Annotated in this window: 14 protein-coding genes; 1 reads left to right on the top strand and 13 read right to left on the bottom strand. The window is 33.8% G+C overall.

Annotated features, from left to right (window positions below; all coding sequences use genetic code 11):
* Positions 1-470 precede the first annotated feature (470 nt).
* The 12 genes from CGEO_RS00490 to CGEO_RS00435 form a co-directional block, all read right to left on the bottom strand.
* Positions 471-845 carry a cupin domain-containing protein gene (locus CGEO_RS00490; protein ID WP_075539931.1) on the bottom strand — a complete coding sequence of 125 codons (375 nt, stop codon included), beginning with the start codon at positions 843-845 and terminating at the stop codon, positions 471-473.
* A 68-nt stretch (positions 846-913) separates the two neighbouring features.
* Complete coding sequence (locus CGEO_RS00485; RefSeq protein ID WP_075494261.1) at positions 914-1,348, bottom strand: MarR family winged helix-turn-helix transcriptional regulator; 435 nt, start codon at positions 1,346-1,348, stop codon at positions 914-916.
* 92 nt (positions 1,349-1,440) lie between these two features.
* A complete protein-coding gene (locus tag CGEO_RS00480) occupies positions 1,441-3,378 on the bottom strand; it encodes an FUSC family protein (protein WP_075539932.1) in 1,938 nt (645 codons plus the stop codon).
* A gap of 9 nt (positions 3,379-3,387) precedes the next feature.
* Positions 3,388-5,199 (bottom strand): hypothetical protein, encoded by a 1,812-nt coding sequence (locus tag CGEO_RS00475; protein ID WP_075494263.1) that lies wholly within the window; start codon positions 5,197-5,199, stop codon positions 3,388-3,390.
* Between the two features lie 11 nt (positions 5,200-5,210).
* A complete protein-coding gene (locus CGEO_RS00470) occupies positions 5,211-5,840 on the bottom strand; it encodes a protein-L-isoaspartate(D-aspartate) O-methyltransferase (protein WP_075494264.1) in 630 nt (209 codons plus the stop codon).
* Positions 5,841-6,098: 258 nt separating this feature from the next.
* Positions 6,099-6,632, bottom strand: a complete 534-nt coding sequence (locus CGEO_RS00465; protein WP_075539933.1) for a hypothetical protein — start codon at positions 6,630-6,632, stop codon at positions 6,099-6,101.
* Positions 6,629-7,081 (bottom strand): hypothetical protein, encoded by a 453-nt coding sequence (locus CGEO_RS00460; protein WP_075539934.1) that lies wholly within the window; start codon positions 7,079-7,081, stop codon positions 6,629-6,631. The genes CGEO_RS00465 and CGEO_RS00460 overlap by 4 nt, the downstream gene beginning before the upstream one ends.
* A gap of 20 nt (positions 7,082-7,101) precedes the next feature.
* Entirely contained in the window at positions 7,102-7,359 is a 258-nt protein-coding gene (locus CGEO_RS00455; RefSeq protein ID WP_075494268.1) for a hypothetical protein, read from the bottom strand.
* A gap of 241 nt (positions 7,360-7,600) precedes the next feature.
* Positions 7,601-8,623, bottom strand: a complete 1,023-nt coding sequence (locus CGEO_RS00450) for a ribonucleotide-diphosphate reductase subunit beta (protein ID WP_075494269.1) — start codon at positions 8,621-8,623, stop codon at positions 7,601-7,603.
* 45 nt (positions 8,624-8,668) lie between these two features.
* On the bottom strand, positions 8,669-9,343 hold the full coding sequence (locus tag CGEO_RS00445) for an anaerobic ribonucleoside-triphosphate reductase activating protein (RefSeq protein ID WP_075494270.1): 675 nt from the start codon (positions 9,341-9,343) through the stop codon (positions 8,669-8,671).
* Positions 9,343-9,516 carry an anaerobic ribonucleoside-triphosphate reductase gene (gene nrdD, locus CGEO_RS00440; protein ID WP_133147190.1) on the bottom strand — a complete coding sequence of 58 codons (174 nt, stop codon included), beginning with the start codon at positions 9,514-9,516 and terminating at the stop codon, positions 9,343-9,345. The genes CGEO_RS00445 and nrdD overlap by 1 nt, the downstream gene beginning before the upstream one ends.
* A 19-nt stretch (positions 9,517-9,535) precedes the next feature.
* Complete coding sequence (locus CGEO_RS00435) at positions 9,536-11,626, bottom strand: ribonucleoside triphosphate reductase (protein WP_075539936.1); 2,091 nt, start codon at positions 11,624-11,626, stop codon at positions 9,536-9,538.
* A gap of 318 nt (positions 11,627-11,944) precedes the next feature.
* Here CGEO_RS00435 and CGEO_RS00430 point away from each other — a divergent pair, with 318 nt between their 5' ends.
* Positions 11,945-12,886: a cation diffusion facilitator family transporter gene (locus CGEO_RS00430; protein ID WP_075494272.1), complete on the top strand. Its 942-nt coding sequence runs from the start codon at positions 11,945-11,947 to the stop codon at positions 12,884-12,886.
* Between the two features lie 697 nt (positions 12,887-13,583).
* Here the strand turns inward: CGEO_RS00430 and CGEO_RS00425 are convergent.
* On the bottom strand, positions 13,584-15,410 hold the full coding sequence (locus tag CGEO_RS00425) for an aryl-sulfate sulfotransferase (protein WP_075539937.1): 1,827 nt from the start codon (positions 15,408-15,410) through the stop codon (positions 13,584-13,586).
* Positions 15,411-15,441: the final 31 nt, after the last annotated feature.

The raw sequence follows: 15,441 nt of genomic DNA, 5'->3' as shown, positions 1-15,441 counted from the left end.
AATATAAATTCAAATTCCTAACTTAAATTTAAACTGAATTTATTAATAAATTTATAAATTATTTAACTTTTATGTGTCTGCTGAAGAATTTTTGCCTATAGTTTTATTAAGCTTTTAGCGCAAAAGGATGATAAATAAATAAAAATTCTCTAAATTTATACTTAAAGACTTGGCGATGTTGCATTTATGCTAGCAGACAAATGTTATCGTGAAGCTTTGGTGCTAGCAATTGTCTAAGCTGGCTTAAGATATTTTGCAACAAATGTTATCGCAGAGCTGATTTAAATACTAAATTTGCGTTAGCAGATATAATATTTTATTAAATTTTATTGTATAAAAATAAGTATTTTTAAATTTAAAGCAAACAGCATACTTGCAAAATATTTTAAAATACGCCATTTGCTAAAAACATAGCCAAATTTAGCTTTACTTGGTTAAGCGTTGTAAATTTTAAAGCTAAATTTAATTTTTTACAACCAGCTTGGTTTTTTACCCTCTATGATAATCCCATCATCTTGCGTACAAGCTTCTAGGCTATTTTCTTTGGCTTGAATGCAGATGAATTTGATACTTGAGTTTGCGTCAGCTTTGATACAGCGCTCGCCTTTTGGCGCGATTTTAAAGGCATCACCAGCCTTTATCTCAAGCTCTTTTCCATCGATGTAAAGTGCTCCTTTGCCACTTATGACATAGTACAACTCCTCATTTTGCTTATGCGCATGGATAAATGGCACGCTAACTCCAGCTGGTAGTTCATTTATCGACATCTCGCAGCCACTTAGCTCTAGCGCATCTTTTAGCACGACTCTTGGCTCATCTTTGCAACTTGTTAATTTAAAGTTCATTTTATCTCCTTTAATTTGGCTTTAACCTTAAATATATAGTTTGATATCTAACTATATATTTAAAATTTTTACTGCAACTCTTTTAAATTTAGTGTCATTTTTTTAAGCAAAGTTTCTAAAAAATCAAGCTCTGTTTGTGAAAACTCGTTTTGCGTTACGCGGCTTAACTCATCGTTAATTTTAGCAAAAATCGGCTTTAGCTCTAAGCCTTTTTGCGTTATTTTTATCATCACTACCCTTGCGTCATCTTCGCTTTTAAAGCGTGATATATAGCCATTTACTTCAAGTTTTTCAACTAAAGTTGTAACGGTTGGTTTGCTTCTATAAATTTTTTGAGCAACTTTTGCCATAGGATAACTTTGCCCACTAAAAAGCAAATTTAGTATATCTCCATGACTTGGCGCGATGTCATTGTATCCACTAGCTTTTAGTGAGTTTATGATAAGTTTGTTTGCTTTTTCTCTAATTCTTGCGCAATATGCGATGATAGCTCTGTTTTTCATAGTGAAATTATAGTTAGATATCTAACTATTGTCAAGACTAAATCATCTAAATTTAAAAAATCAAGCAAATTTGACTAAATTTAAAGCTAAATTTAGTCAAAAAAGTGGTAAATTTCTTCTTGTTTGCTAGCTATTTTATTCATCAAAAATAGCGTTTTAGTGTCTTTGTTTAAGAAAAGCTCTTTTGTATCTTCATAGAAATAAAACGGCAACTTATTTATCTTATTTTGTATCATTTCAAAACGCCTTTTTAGCATAGTAAGGTCGTTTTTGGTGATTTCGCTGTCTTCATCTTGTGTGGTTGATAGGTAGCTTTTAAGCTTTAAAATAGTTAAATTTATCTCTTTTAAATTCTCATAAAGTGGTAAAAATTCGCTCTTTTTGCTCTCTTTTATAACGGTTTTAAACTCATTTATGCCATTTATTGATTTATGGGTATTTTTATAAAATTCGCCCTTTTTCTCGACATCTATCATATCATCGATTGAGTCCGATAAATTCGTTAAATTCTGCATAAATTTAGGCATTAACTCATCTTTGCTTTTAAATGGCCAAATAGTCATAGATATGATAACGGCTATTAAAAACCCTATGCACATATCGATAAATCTAAAGAAAATCAAGTCTGAAAAATTTGGCGTTATGATAGAAAAGTAAATCGCCAAAGCCACGATAAGGCTAAAATTCCAAACCGTATATGGAAAAGTTTTTAAATAAAATATAAAAAATGCAGCCAACAAAACAAAAAGATAAAACTCAGGAGTATCTTTAAAGACAAAAACTATGCCTATGCCAACTGCCATGCCTAAAATAGTACTTATGATGGCATCTTTTGTGACGTTTTTTACAGCAGTGGCGTTTGCCCTCATCACAGTTACTACACCAAGCGCTATCCACATACCGCGATTTATCCCGCTAACTGAGGCTATAAATACGCTAAAAGCGACCGCAAATGAGTATTTTAAAGAAAACTGAAAAAGCTGATTTTTTAAATTTAGCGTCTCTTTTAGCTTTACAAATGATAGCTTTTGCCTTTTTGCTTTTAGCGCGATTTTCTCTTCGCCACCTGCAACGATGATTTTAAAAAGGTTGTATAAAACATCGAGCGAAGCCATAAAAATGGGCATCTCTTTTAGGCTTTTAACACGGTTGTAGGTATCAAATTTTAAATTTACATCTTTTTTTACGAAAAGATTTTTAAGTTCGTTTAAGTTATAATCAATCTCTTTTTGCAACCTGTTAAACAGCGTTTTTCTATCATCGTTGCTAAAATACCTAGAACGTATAGTTGAAATACAGTAGATCAACTCTTCCATTTTATATAGATAAAATATCGCTCTAGTGTGGTTTTTGATAAGTTTTGTGTCTTTTAAATTTACACTATTTTTTGAAAAGATGTTTTTTAAATTTGCGATATTTTGCACTGTTTTGTTTTGCCAAAACTCAAATTTAGACTCATTTTTAGCATTATTTGTAAGGATTATATCATCTAAAAGCGCGCTAAAACTTCGCTTTGTAAAAAGTCCATATCCGCTAAAATTTAAAACTCTAATTAAAGTCGCAGTTACTCCACCTATGAAAAATCCTATGGCTATCTCTTTGCTGTCTATACTTCCGTGGCTATGTTTAAACGCCAAAATTATGATAGAAGTAAAGCTTGCTCCAAGCAAGACTTTGTTTAAATTCTGGCTTAAAATCGAACTAGTCGAAGCGATAAAAAACCAGATAAAAGTTGGCACAAAAAGCCAAACCCCAAATGCATCGACATAATTAGCCGAAAAGATAAATGCCAAAGAAACTGCTAAAAACAGCGATAGATAGAAAAATTTCTCTTTATTTGTTCCATCAATCGCATTTAAAAAAAAGATGTTGCTTGCTCCATTTATCGCCCAAACAGTAGCGCCAAGTCCGGAACAAAAGTAGGCTATAAGCCCACTTAAAATAAGCGCAAATACCGCTTTTAGCGAGTATATAAGGCTAAATTTAGCCGGATCATACGTATGAATAAAAAGACGCAATCTTTTTAACAAATTTAGCACCTAACTTAATTTAAATAGTATTTTGGCTGAATTTACAGCTTTTCTGCTCTCTTGATAGGTAAGAAATTTAGCAAAAATAGAGCTTAAAATAGATGATAACTCGATATCAAAAAACTCTTTTAAAACTTTATCTGAAATTTCATCATTTGTTATTTGCTCTTTTATCTTTAAAAATACGTAGTGTCCTATCTCGATATTGCTGTCATTTAGCACGTCATTTTGGATAAATTCGTTAAGTTTTTTACAAATTTTAACAAAGCCGTGAGCATTTTTAACTCCTTCTAAGCTAGCTTCGATTTTCGTATAATCGCAATCTAGCTTTATACAAGTAAAAAAGCGCGAGAAAAGCGCCCAGTTTTCATCAAACCCTAAATTTGAATCATAAGTTGCTATGATATATAAATTCGACGGTATCGCAAAACAAGAAACCCCATCTTTTAACAAAACGCTATATTTTTCTTTTTTATTTTCATCAAAAGCCGTTATAGCAGGCGAGTTTTTGCTCTGCACAAAAGCGCCTTTGTTTGTGCTTGAGTATCTATCTAAAAGCAGTTGAAAACTCTCGCCAAAAACAGAGTTTATATCGCAGTTAGCGATGTTATGTAGGATTATAAAATACTCATTTTGACTATCTAAAATCGCTCTTTTACACATCTGTTTAAACGCACCATCTACAAACACTCCATTTACAAAACCGTCCATAATGTCGCTATAGTCATATCCAGGATGCAATGTTATAAACCGATATCGATACTCTGGGACATTTTTTATATGTAGTATCTCTCTTATCTTGTTGTATTTACCGCTACCAACGCCACCCATATATAACGTATTTAAAGATAGATTGTTGTTTTTATACTTTAAAACATACTCAAAAAACAAACTAGCATAAATACATTTTATACTATTTTCATCAGATGCGTTTGGATATGGCTTAAACTCTGTGATAAATTTGGCACTTTTTTGCGAAAAATCTTCCAGATTTCGTATCTCACCGCTATCGATAGTTGATAAAATCGAAACGCTACTTTGGTTATAAAAACATATAGTTAAGTTTGGATTATACACCGCTACAACGCTTATAAATTCCAAAAGCAAGTTATCACTTAGCGACATAAAATACCCATCTTCTAAGTGTAAATTTAGCCTTGTTTCATCTTTAAAAAGCGCAACAACGCTTAAAATGTTATCAGAGAGCAAACACGACTTCACAAACTCAACCAAAAGCATAGGCTGATTTAAAAGCGTAAGGTTAAAATACTCTTTTACTAAATTTTGACTACTTGCTTCAAAAAGCTTATATAATGCATCGTAAAATTTGACAATTTTTGTTTTAAAAGCGTGTTTTAGCTCTTTATCTTCGCAAAAATCGCCATAATTTTTAGCTATATTTTCTATAAAAATATATAACGCCACTATATCTTTATCGCTTCCGCTTAAAAACTCAGAAATGGCTTGATTTTTCTTGCCTGTAAATGTGTTTTGATGGGCTATAATTCTATCTTTTAAAGCAAAATCGTTATAAAAATAATTAATATTTGTCTCTAAAAATCTAGGTATGAAAAAATACTCCGGATGTGTAAAATTTAGACTAAAATCTAAAATTTTTATATCATTTGGCGATTCGTTGCTAAAATTTATATATAAATTTTGTAAAAATTCGCCCTCTTTTTGGCTAAAACTTTGGCTAACTTTTGAAAGCACATCTAAAGCAGATGAGATGGCTAAAACTTTGTTTGTTAAAGATCTGTCTGAAAATTTCTCTTTATAAAGATCTAGTAAACTATCCACATAACTAGAATTTGTACTCATAAAACGCTCCTTTATTCTCTTCCGCTCAAAAGTGGCACAAAGACACACTCTGAAAGAATCTCTTTTTGTATTTGATTATCTTTTTTATAAAATTTAATTATCTTTTGGCGACCATTTTCCTCGATAGGCGCAACTAAAATTCCACCATCGCTTAACTGAGAAAAAAGCCTCTCATCGATACTTTTAGCCGCAGCCGATAGCAAAATTCGCTCATACGGAGCATAATTTTTCCATCCAGCATTCCCATCATCATATCTTACATGCACATTTGAAATGGCTAAATTTTCAAAGTGTTTTTTCGCTTCATTTACAAGCTTTGATATCCGCTCGATAGTAAAAACTCTACGCACAATCTTGCTTAAAATCGCCGCTTGATATCCGCTTCCACAGCCGATTTCAAGGACTTTATCCACTCCTTCAAGCTCTAATGCCATAGTCATTTTAGCTACTGTTAAAGGTGAACTTATCCACTGATTTGCCAAAATCGGCTGCGGATTTAAGCTAAAAGCATGAGCGCCAACTGGAGCAAACTCACTCCTGCTAACCTTGCAAAACGCGTCGTATAAAGCAGGACTAAGCGTTACTTCGTTTGCTATATCAAGGGCAAGTTTTTCACATCTTGCAGCCTCTAATCTATCCATATTTTATCCTTGATTTCTTAAATTTAGTTTTAAATTTTGATAAATTTATTTTCTAAATTTTCTGTTTTCTATCCAAAAAAACGAATTTAACTAAATTTAAAAAATATATTTTTAAACAACCTACGCTAAACCAAAAAAATGTCTTACAATTTGATTGCTTTTTGCGTAATTTTAACGAAAATAAGATTTTTAAGCTCTTAAAAACAACATTTTTATTTACTTTTATTTGAAAATAACGAATAAAACAAGCCAATAAATTCATTTTTTGCCTACATACTCTATCAAAGAAGAAAATCCGCTAAAAAAACCAACCAAAAGCGTAAAAAAGCCATCTATAACTACCCAAGCAAGCCAACACAAAAGATAAAGGATAAAAATAGCAAAAACAAATAACAAAGTATCTTTTACACCATTTTTAAGACCAAGCCCAAACCGCACAAAAGATCCGCTTCGTGGTTTTACTATCTGGATTTTAGGATTTTTAACACTTTTCTTTTCAAATTTATTAAAATTTTCATCTTTTTGTTCTGAATTTGGCGCATTTTGGCTAAATTTTATATTTTTTAAATCCAAATTTAGCTTATTAGCCCCAAAAGTATTTTTTAAATCGCCTTTTATAAAAGCTATAGACTCATTTATGAGATTTAAGTTTTTAACCTCACCAAATTCTATGCTAAATTTAACCCTATCGCCAACTTTTAGCTTTGGCGTTACGTAAGAACTCATATCAAACTCATAAAGCTCATCGTTTTGCGCTTTTATCAAATTTGGACTTAAAATCACACCTATCATATCCTAGCCTCTACAAAAGCAAAAATCAAAATCACAACCATAACCGTTATAGCGCAACCGCACCAGTATCCGCTAGTATAAAAAAATCCTTTAAAATCATTTTTATTTCTAACCACAAATGTTTCTTTGATGTCTAAACTCGTGCTTATATCGGTATTTTGTTGGGTGCTTTGGCTGCGCGATATATCGCTAGTTTTATCTGGATTTTGAGTTTTTAGTTGCGTTTTATTTATAAATTTAGCATTTTTTAGGCTCTGTTTGCTGCTTTTTACATCGCCGATAAAATACACCTCACTTACTTTATCGTTTAAAAGCATAAACGCGACTTCATCGCCAAATTCAAGCTTGCGATTTAAAACATCTTTGTTTTTAAACGCATCTATGCTAAATTTATAAATTTCGCCATCATTACTAGCTATAACTCCATCATCAACTATCTTACCTAGCATTACTCAACCACCATCACAACCTAAAATCCCAAGCCACAAGCAAAATGGCTAGCATATATTTTTGGTTTTAACTCGCTATTTTGAGTAGTTTTTGCTGTGTTTGTTTTAATTATTTGCAAAATTTGCCTCTTGCTAACTGCGCAAATTTTGCTAACTATGCTATTTTCAAGACAAAAAGCTAATTTTTGCTTTACAACGCATTGATTTTTTAAGCTAAATTTATAAATTTTGCCATATTCTTTTAAAATAGCTTTATTACCTACAACCACGCACTTCATACAAACCTCCAAAATTCAACCAAAACCACTTAAAACAGAGATAAAAATATATTAAAAATCGCTAAACCTTACTTTTTATACTAAATTTTACCGACAAATGTCATATGAGTTTTCACTTCAGCCAAAAATTCAGCTTTTTTTAAGATTCACGCTTATTTTAACCAAATTCAAAACACTTCGCTAACGATAGTAACGCTATTTGCGACCACTATCATCACGAAGTAATCTCAATCAAAATATCTTAAAAATCATCAAAACTCAAGCTTCCCTTGCTATAGTTTGTAACTTTGCTTTCAAAAAAGTTGCTTTTTTGATCGTTAAATTTAGAAAAGTCATCAACCCATTTTATCGGGTGTTTTGCGTTATATTTTTTATTTAGCCCAATCGCACTTAAGCGTTGATCGACTAGATAGTGGATATATTCTTCTATGATATCATCTGTAAAGCCCATGATTTGGTTTTGCGTGATGTATTTTCCCCACTCGATTTCCAAATCTCCAGCCTTTTGAAACATCTCATAAATTTTAGCCACATTTGTTTCATTAAACAGCTCTGGGCGCTCTTTTCTAACTGAGTTTATCATGTTTTGAAAAAGCAAAAGATGTGTTATCTCATCTCGTTGGATAAAACGTATCATCTGCGCCGAACCAAGCATTTTCCCAGCTCTTGCAAGCGCGTAAATCGCCGTAAATCCGCTATAAAAGTAAATTCCTTCTAAAATTTGGTTTGCTACCATCGCTAAAAGCAGTTTATCTTCTGTAACCTCTCCAGCAAGCTCTTCATAAACGCTTGAGATGTAGTCGTTTTTTCTTTTTAGCATCTCATCGTGTTTTTCCATCTCATAAATCATATCGGTATTATCGCAAATCGCTTCAACCATCACCGCATAACTTTTGCTGTGATTTGCCTCTTCATAGGCTTGGCGGCTTAAAATCGCATTGATTTCAGGCGCTGTTATGTAAGGATTTATGTTATCTGCTAGGTTGTTTGTCTGAAAGCTATCCATGCTAATTAGCTGACTCCAGACCAAGTCATACATACGTTTTTCAGCGCTTGTTAAGTTGAAGTTATAGTCTCTAACATCATCGGTCGTATCGACTTCTTTTGGAAACCATGTGTTTGCCTCCATGATATCCCAAAGTTTAAGCGCCCAAACATACTTTGCTTTTGTAAAATTTAGTATTCCGTGCGGATTTCCACCAAAAACCTTACGATCGGTTAAAGTTTCGTTTGAATTTGGGTTATAAATTTTCTTTCTTTGCATTATTAATTTCCTTAAAAGTTTCGTTGGATTATAACTAAAAGTAACTTAGAAATTTCGTAATTCTATCTTTATATCCGCATTTATCTTGTTGTAGTCAAAATCCTTGATAGGCTTTTGCAAACAGCCAAAATTATCGCCAGTTGATAAGAAATTTTGTATACAATAAGTTCCTTTGTAACCTAAATTTTGTAATAAATTTGCCATCTTTTTTACATCATTTTCATCTAAAATATCAGCATGAACAGTTGTTCTAACTTCAAATTTAAAATCTATTTTTATAAGATATTTTAATGTTTTGATAAATTTATCGTATAAATTTGAGTTTGTTATAAAAAGATAGTTTTCTTTTAACGCCTTAAAATCAAGCGCTATAAAATCAACCAAATTTAGCCCTATCGCATCTTTTAAAACGTTTAAATTTGAGCCATTTGTATCAACTTTAAGTAAAAACCCAAGCTCTTTTACCATCTTAGCAAGCTCAAGAAATTCCTTGCTTAGCGTGCATTCTCCGCCACTAAAAACAACGCCATCTAGCTTGCCAACGCGTGATTTTAAAAACTCTTTAAACTCATCTTTGCTGATATTTCCCTCTGAGTTTACGATGTTTGTGTTATAGCAGTATAAACATCTCATATTACACCCTCCAAACCACGCTATACACGCAAGTTTATCCTTAAAATCAAGAGTTGTAAATGGCGTTATCGAATATATCGGTTTCATCAAGCTATTTTTATTTTTGCGCTCCCTTCGCAAAATGCGACTCGCTCTTTATGCTCGCCTTTTTTACCAAGATTAAAGCTCTCAACTGGTCTGTGATAGCCCATCACACGTGTGTAAACAACGCATTTTGTTCGTTTGTCTGCGTTGGCTTTTAAAATTTCTTCTTTGTTCATCTTATGCTCTTTGTTCATCTTATGCTCCTTGTTCTTTTAAAATCTCTTCATCGCATAATGGGCAGTATTCATGCTCGCCTGCGATGTATCCGTGTTTGCTACATACGCTAAAAATCGGCGTGATAGTTATATAAGGCAATTTATAGCTACTTACTATGTTTTTTACTAAATTTTTACACGCTTGTCCTGAGCTAATTCGCTCTTTCATATAAAGGTGAAAAACGGTGCCGCCTGTATAGCTTGACTGAAGTTCATCTTGCATATCAAGTGCTTCAAATGGATCATCGCCAAAATTTGCTGGAAGTTGGGTCGAGTTTGTGTAGTAGATGTTTTGCTCGCTTCCTGCTTGGATAATGTTTGGATATCTTTTAATATCCTCTTTAGCAAAACGATAAGTCGTGCCCTCAGCCGGAGTTGCCTCTAGGTTGTAAAGGTTGCCAGTTTCTTCTTGAAATGAGCGAATTTTCTCTCTTAAATACTCTATTAATTCTAATGCAAATTTACGCCCAAATTCAGTCGTGATGTTTTCTTTATCGTTTGTGAAATTTCGTATCATTTCGTTTGCGCCATTTATGCCAATCGTGCTAAAATGGTTATTAAAGTGCTTTAAATAGCGCGCCGTATATGGATAAAGTCCACGCTCATACATCTCTTGTATAAATTTACGTTTTTTCTCAAGCGTACTTTTAGCCAAATTTAAAAGCTCATCAAGTCTTTTATAAAGGCTTGTTTTGTCGTTTTTATAAAGATATCCTAACCTTGCTAAATTTAGCGTTACAACGCCGATACTTCCTGTCATCTCCGCACTTCCAAAAAGCCCACCGCCACGCTTTAAAAGCTCTCTTAAGTCAAGCTGAAGTCTACAACACATCGAGCGAACTGCTCCTGGTTTATAGGCTTTTTCGTTTGGAATTTTCTTACCAAATTTATCGGTTGTGTACTGTGAGCCGATGAAGTTTTGAAAGTAACTTGAGCCCATTTTAGCAGTATTTTCAAACAATACATTTGCCACTGGACTATCCCAGTTAAAATCTTCAGTTAAATTTACTGTTGGGATAGGAAAGGTAAATGGCTGCCCGCACTTATCGCCAGATGTCAAAACCTCGTAAAATGCGATATTTATCCTATCCATTTCGCTTTGAAAATCCCCATATGTCATATCGGTTAGCTTTTTTCGCCCTCGCTCGTTTGCCTTTTTAACTAAATTTACATCATTTAAATCCTTAAAAAGGTGCAAATCCTCTTTTGTAGGAATTTGGTTTTTTAAATCACTCGGGCAAGTTAGATCAATCGTAACATTTGTAAATGGGCTTTGACCCCAGCGCGCGGGAACATTGAGATTAAAAATAAAGCTAGTAATCGCCTTTTTTATCTCTTTATCACTTAAATTATCTTTAAAAACATATGGTGCAAGATAGGTATCAAAACTAGAAAACGCCTGTGCGCCCGCCCACTCGCTTTGAAGTATGCCTAAGAAATTTGCCATTTGATAAAGCGCTTCTCTAAAATGGCTTGGCGCTTTGCTCTCGACTCTGCCACGAACGCCATTAAAACCCTCATTTAGCAAAGCTCTTAAGCTCCAACCAGCACAATACCCACTCAAACAATCCAAATCATGAATATGATAATCCCCATTTCTATGAGCCACGCCCTCTTCTTTGCTATAAACGCTATCAAGCCAGTAGTTTGCGACTACTTTGCCCGCTGTGTTGTTAATCAGCCCTGCGTTTGAATAACTCGTATTTGAGTTAGCCAAAATTCGCCAATCAGACTTGCTGATGTATTCGTTTATCGTCTGCGTTGAGTTTATATAAGTCGTATCATCACTAAGCCCTAAAATCTGCTCGCGTTGCATTTTATGAGTGTGGCGATAGAGCATAAAACTTTTTAAAATTTCAAAGTAATTGTGGCTAAAAAGTGCTTTTTCAATCGCATCTTGAACCTCTTCAACACTTATAATATCCTTAAAAGCAATCTCATCGATAACGCTATAAAAGACCTTGTTATCATACTCTACACTTTCGCTTTTAAATGCTTTTTTGATTGCGTCTTCGATTTTATAAGTGTAAAATGGCTCTTTTTTGCCATCTCTTTTTAAAGTTTCTTTCATGAAAATGCCTTAGTGATTTTAAAATATATATGATTAGTCATTATACAAAAGTAAGTTTTAATGTCGCTTAAAAACTTAAATTATCTAATTTTTTTTGATAATAGTTTTCATAAAGTAATAAATTTATAACTATTTAAATAAAAAATAAAATTTAATCTATCTCCTTAAAATAGTGATTTTCTCGTTATAAATTTATATTGTTTTATATAATATAAAAAATATATTAAAATAATTATTTAGTATTTTTCTTAAGATTTTAAATTAAGAGATATTTCATCTTAAATCGATATAATTACATAATTACAACAAAGGAAAATTATGACCTGTAATCACTCATCTGGCTGTATTCACGAACCGTTAAGAGATTTTAATCATGAGCACGAACATCACCACGAACACGAACATCATCATGAGCATGACTTTCGCCACACAGATAAAAAAGTTTTAAAAATCAGCCTTATAATAACGGCTATAGCGATGGTTGCTGAGATAATATATGGCTATGTAAGTGGCTCTTTAGCGCTTTTAAGCGATGGCGTTCATATGCTAACACACTCGTTTTCTTTGGCTATTAGCCTTTTTGCCATTTTTATAGCACAAAAAGAGCTAAATGACAGCAAGACTTTTGGATACTATAGAAGCGAGGTTATAGCGGCATTTATCAATGCTTTAACTCTTGGAGTTAGCGTTATTTGGATAGTTTATGAAGCGATTAAGAGAATTTTTGTGCCAGAGGCAATCGATATAAAAACGATGATGGTAGTCGCTATTATCGGACTTGTGGTAAATGCTATAACTGGGTATTTGCTTCAAAAAGGCGACATGGAAAATGTAAATATCAAATCAAGCTTTGCACATATGATGAGCGATTTGCTTAGTTCAGTTGCTATCATCATCGGCGGCATTATCATACACTTTACAAACTTTTATCTTATTGATGCTTTGCTTGCGCTTATGATAGCAGTTGTTATAGCAAAATGGGCGTGGGGACTTTTAAAAGATAGTTTAGATGTGCTTTTAGAGGCTTCGCCAGTGGATTTAAATTTGGTTAAAAGCAAGATTTTAAAAAGCGGTTTGGTGCTTGATATCCACGATATACACATCACAGAAATCACGCGAAATATGTATGTTTTAACAGCTCACATTTTAATCGAGCGTTCAAATTTAGCAAATTTTAAAGAGATAGTTGATGAGATTTCTGAAATTTTAGAACATGAGTTTAAGATAGGACATGTCACGCTTCAACCGGAGTGGAAGTAGATATTTAACTCACGCGAGTTGTGCGCCAGTTTTAACTTGAGCTTAAAACGGTTTTGAACTTTATAAACTTTAGTCGAAATTGCTTTAAAAAGTGTCGTAACGTGGGAATTTTTTAAATTTACTTGCTAGACAGACTAAAAATAATTTATTTATCTCTTGATTTTAGCTTTACAAAGGCATGAACGCTAAATGCGAATTTAAAATATAGAAGAATATACACTAAATTTATACCAAAAAACTAATTAAAATCCTAAAAAATAAATTTGATTCAAATTTTCTTCTTCGCACCAGGTTTCATAAAGGATTTAAAGCACCACACTTGCAAGAGTGCATTCTCCGCCACCAAAAACAACGCCATCTAGCTTGCCAGCGTGATTTTAAAAACTATGTTTAGATATCTTTTTATGACTTTGAATTTATCAAATTTTATCACTTCGCACTCAACTAAAATCATAAAATGCAAGTAAAATTTATTGCATTTAAATTTAGTAAGCAAGTTTTTAAACTTAGTTAAAAGGAGTGCAAAGCCACATTTAGCGACTTTGCATTATTAAAAAAGGGGGTGATTTTATTTAGTTAAGCTATATGCTAGCTTAAAATACTTGTGATTTAAATTTATAAATTGTGCTTAAATCATTTAAGCACAATCTAAATTTTTCTAAGCTTAATTAACTAGCTTAAATACTCTTAGCTTTAATTATTTAAAAGCTTGATTTATATCGATTGGAAGCGCGCGGTATCCTATACTTCCACCCATTCCAGTGAAGCGAATCTCAACTTTTACATTTTGAGTACCATCTTCTATCTCATTTAAAATCGGCTCAGTATCGCCCTCGCCTATTAGGAATTTTCCAAGTCCAGCAGTGGCTGAGTAGATAAACATCGTATCGCGAGCTGGCTGATACTCAACTACCGAAGTTATTGGGCTATACCAGTCAAATCCTCTATCCTTGCCATACTCCCAAACTTGTTCAACTGTCATCTTTTTCTCATCGATGATATACTCAACCGCGCGGCTATATTTCATAGTTGGAAGTGCGGGTTGCTCCATACCACGGCTATCTCCGTTGTCAAAAACAGTTAGTGCTGTTTTTCCTGGTTTTGATTTTTGTGGGACTACATAAGCTGTATGTTGAGTCCACGTCCAGTCAAAGCCACCTTTGTCGCTTAAGTAGCCAGGGCATTTTGAGCCTTCAGACTCACAAACGATTTTGTTACCTTTGCTATCAACTGGCTGAAGCAAATATGGCTTAAATTTCTCTCCCCAGCCCTCATGCGAGCCAAGTATCCATTTGATTTTATGATCTCTTCCTATCTTAACAGCTGCTCCTTGATGACGCACCGATAAAACTATACTATCATCGGCGGGATCGTAGTTTACGCTATTTATATGCGCCCAGTTTCTACCAAGTCCTACTCCAGCGACATCGCCAAATGCTGCATTTGGATCTTCAAGGCTCTCTTTGTTTGTTGTTTGACCAGCTAAGCTTGCATCGACATTTAGACAAACCGCACCTTGATCCATAGCTAAAACGTTGTTATCTCTATAAGGATCTAAAATATCATAAATTTTCCACTCATCTACTACTTTTCCACTTTCATCAACTTCGATTATAACATCGCGCACGCTTCTTACGTTTTTGCCATCTCGTCTTTTTGCATCAGCTGAAGCAACGCGGATAAGATATGTGCCTTTTGGAGTTTGCTCAATGTGGTGAGAAAAGTCTATATAAGAAAGCGGCAGTCTTCTATCAAAAATCTCTCTACCCATAAGATCATATTTCATATATCTTTGACCCATACCAAAAAGCATCGCGCCATCTTTGGTTTGTTGAAAGCCCATCATATTTCCCTTTTCATAGATGTTTGATGGATCTCTTATCTCATCAGCTTTCATATACCATCTGATATCGCCATTTGCATCGATTACCCAGTTGTATGGCTCGTTATCCCACTCCATAGCACCACCTACTGGATGGTTCCACACAGCTTGACCAGAATCAGGAGTAGAAGCTCTAATTATATGGTTTACAAAGTATAATCTGTCTTTAAATTTAGGATCCATTTTAACAACATTTGCCTTTGGAAGTGTGCCGACTTGGTTGTTTCCAGGACCTGGCATATAGACTGCTGGACCATAAATTTTATAAGTTTCGCTCATCGCTTCGCCATTTCGTTTATAGCTTACTTCAACTGTGTTTTGATACTCTGGATAAAGGCCCCAAACAGGAATTCCACCGTGTAATCTTACAGCATTATCTGAAGGTGCGTATTTGATGTCGATTCCGCCGCCTTCTTTGCCTTTTACTGTAACTTTTACATCAGTTACGTTATATCCGCCATTCATAATAACTGCCGTTAGAGGCGCTACTTTATATGGATTCATAGCTATTGCGCCAAGTTTTCCAGCTGCTTTATAACTTACTGGACCACTTGCCCCGCCTATAGCTAAAGCCGAAGTTGCACCAACACTAAGTAGTAAAGCAGCGGTTAAAACCGAGCTTAAAATTTTGTTACTTTTCATGATAACTCCTTTTAAAGTTTTCACGATTGTA

Origin of the sequence: Campylobacter geochelonis, assembly GCF_013201685.1 — a bacterium.
GTDB lineage: Bacteria > Campylobacterota > Campylobacteria > Campylobacterales > Campylobacteraceae > Campylobacter_B > Campylobacter_B geochelonis.
Note: the sequence above shows the minus strand (reverse complement) of the source record. Positions and strands in the feature narration are given on the sequence as shown.

What these genes read in the sequence shown, in the direction of transcription:
- CGEO_RS00490 (WP_075539931.1), bottom strand. Translation starts at nt 845, where the DNA reads ATGAACTTTAAATTAACAAGTTGCAAAGATGAGCCAAGAGTCGTGCTA.
- CGEO_RS00485 (WP_075494261.1), bottom strand. Translation starts at nt 1,348, where the DNA reads ATGAAAAACAGAGCTATCATCGCATATTGCGCAAGAATTAGAGAAAAA.
- CGEO_RS00475 (WP_075494263.1), bottom strand. Translation starts at nt 5,199, where the DNA reads ATGAGTACAAATTCTAGTTATGTGGATAGTTTACTAGATCTTTATAAA.
- CGEO_RS00470 (WP_075494264.1), bottom strand. Translation starts at nt 5,840, where the DNA reads ATGGATAGATTAGAGGCTGCAAGATGTGAAAAACTTGCCCTTGATATA.
- CGEO_RS00465 (WP_075539933.1), bottom strand. Translation starts at nt 6,632, where the DNA reads ATGATAGGTGTGATTTTAAGTCCAAATTTGATAAAAGCGCAAAACGAT.
- CGEO_RS00460 (WP_075539934.1), bottom strand. Translation starts at nt 7,081, where the DNA reads ATGCTAGGTAAGATAGTTGATGATGGAGTTATAGCTAGTAATGATGGC.
- CGEO_RS00455 (WP_075494268.1), bottom strand. Translation starts at nt 7,359, where the DNA reads ATGAAGTGCGTGGTTGTAGGTAATAAAGCTATTTTAAAAGAATATGGC.
- CGEO_RS00450 (WP_075494269.1), bottom strand. Translation starts at nt 8,623, where the DNA reads ATGCAAAGAAAGAAAATTTATAACCCAAATTCAAACGAAACTTTAACC.
- CGEO_RS00445 (WP_075494270.1), bottom strand. Translation starts at nt 9,343, where the DNA reads ATGAAACCGATATATTCGATAACGCCATTTACAACTCTTGATTTTAAG.
- nrdD (WP_133147190.1), bottom strand. Translation starts at nt 9,516, where the DNA reads ATGAACAAAGAAGAAATTTTAAAAGCCAACGCAGACAAACGAACAAAA.
- CGEO_RS00435 (WP_075539936.1), bottom strand. Translation starts at nt 11,626, where the DNA reads ATGAAAGAAACTTTAAAAAGAGATGGCAAAAAAGAGCCATTTTACACT.
- CGEO_RS00430 (WP_075494272.1), top strand. Translation starts at nt 11,945, where the DNA reads ATGACCTGTAATCACTCATCTGGCTGTATTCACGAACCGTTAAGAGAT.
- CGEO_RS00425 (WP_075539937.1), bottom strand. Translation starts at nt 15,410, where the DNA reads ATGAAAAGTAACAAAATTTTAAGCTCGGTTTTAACCGCTGCTTTACTA.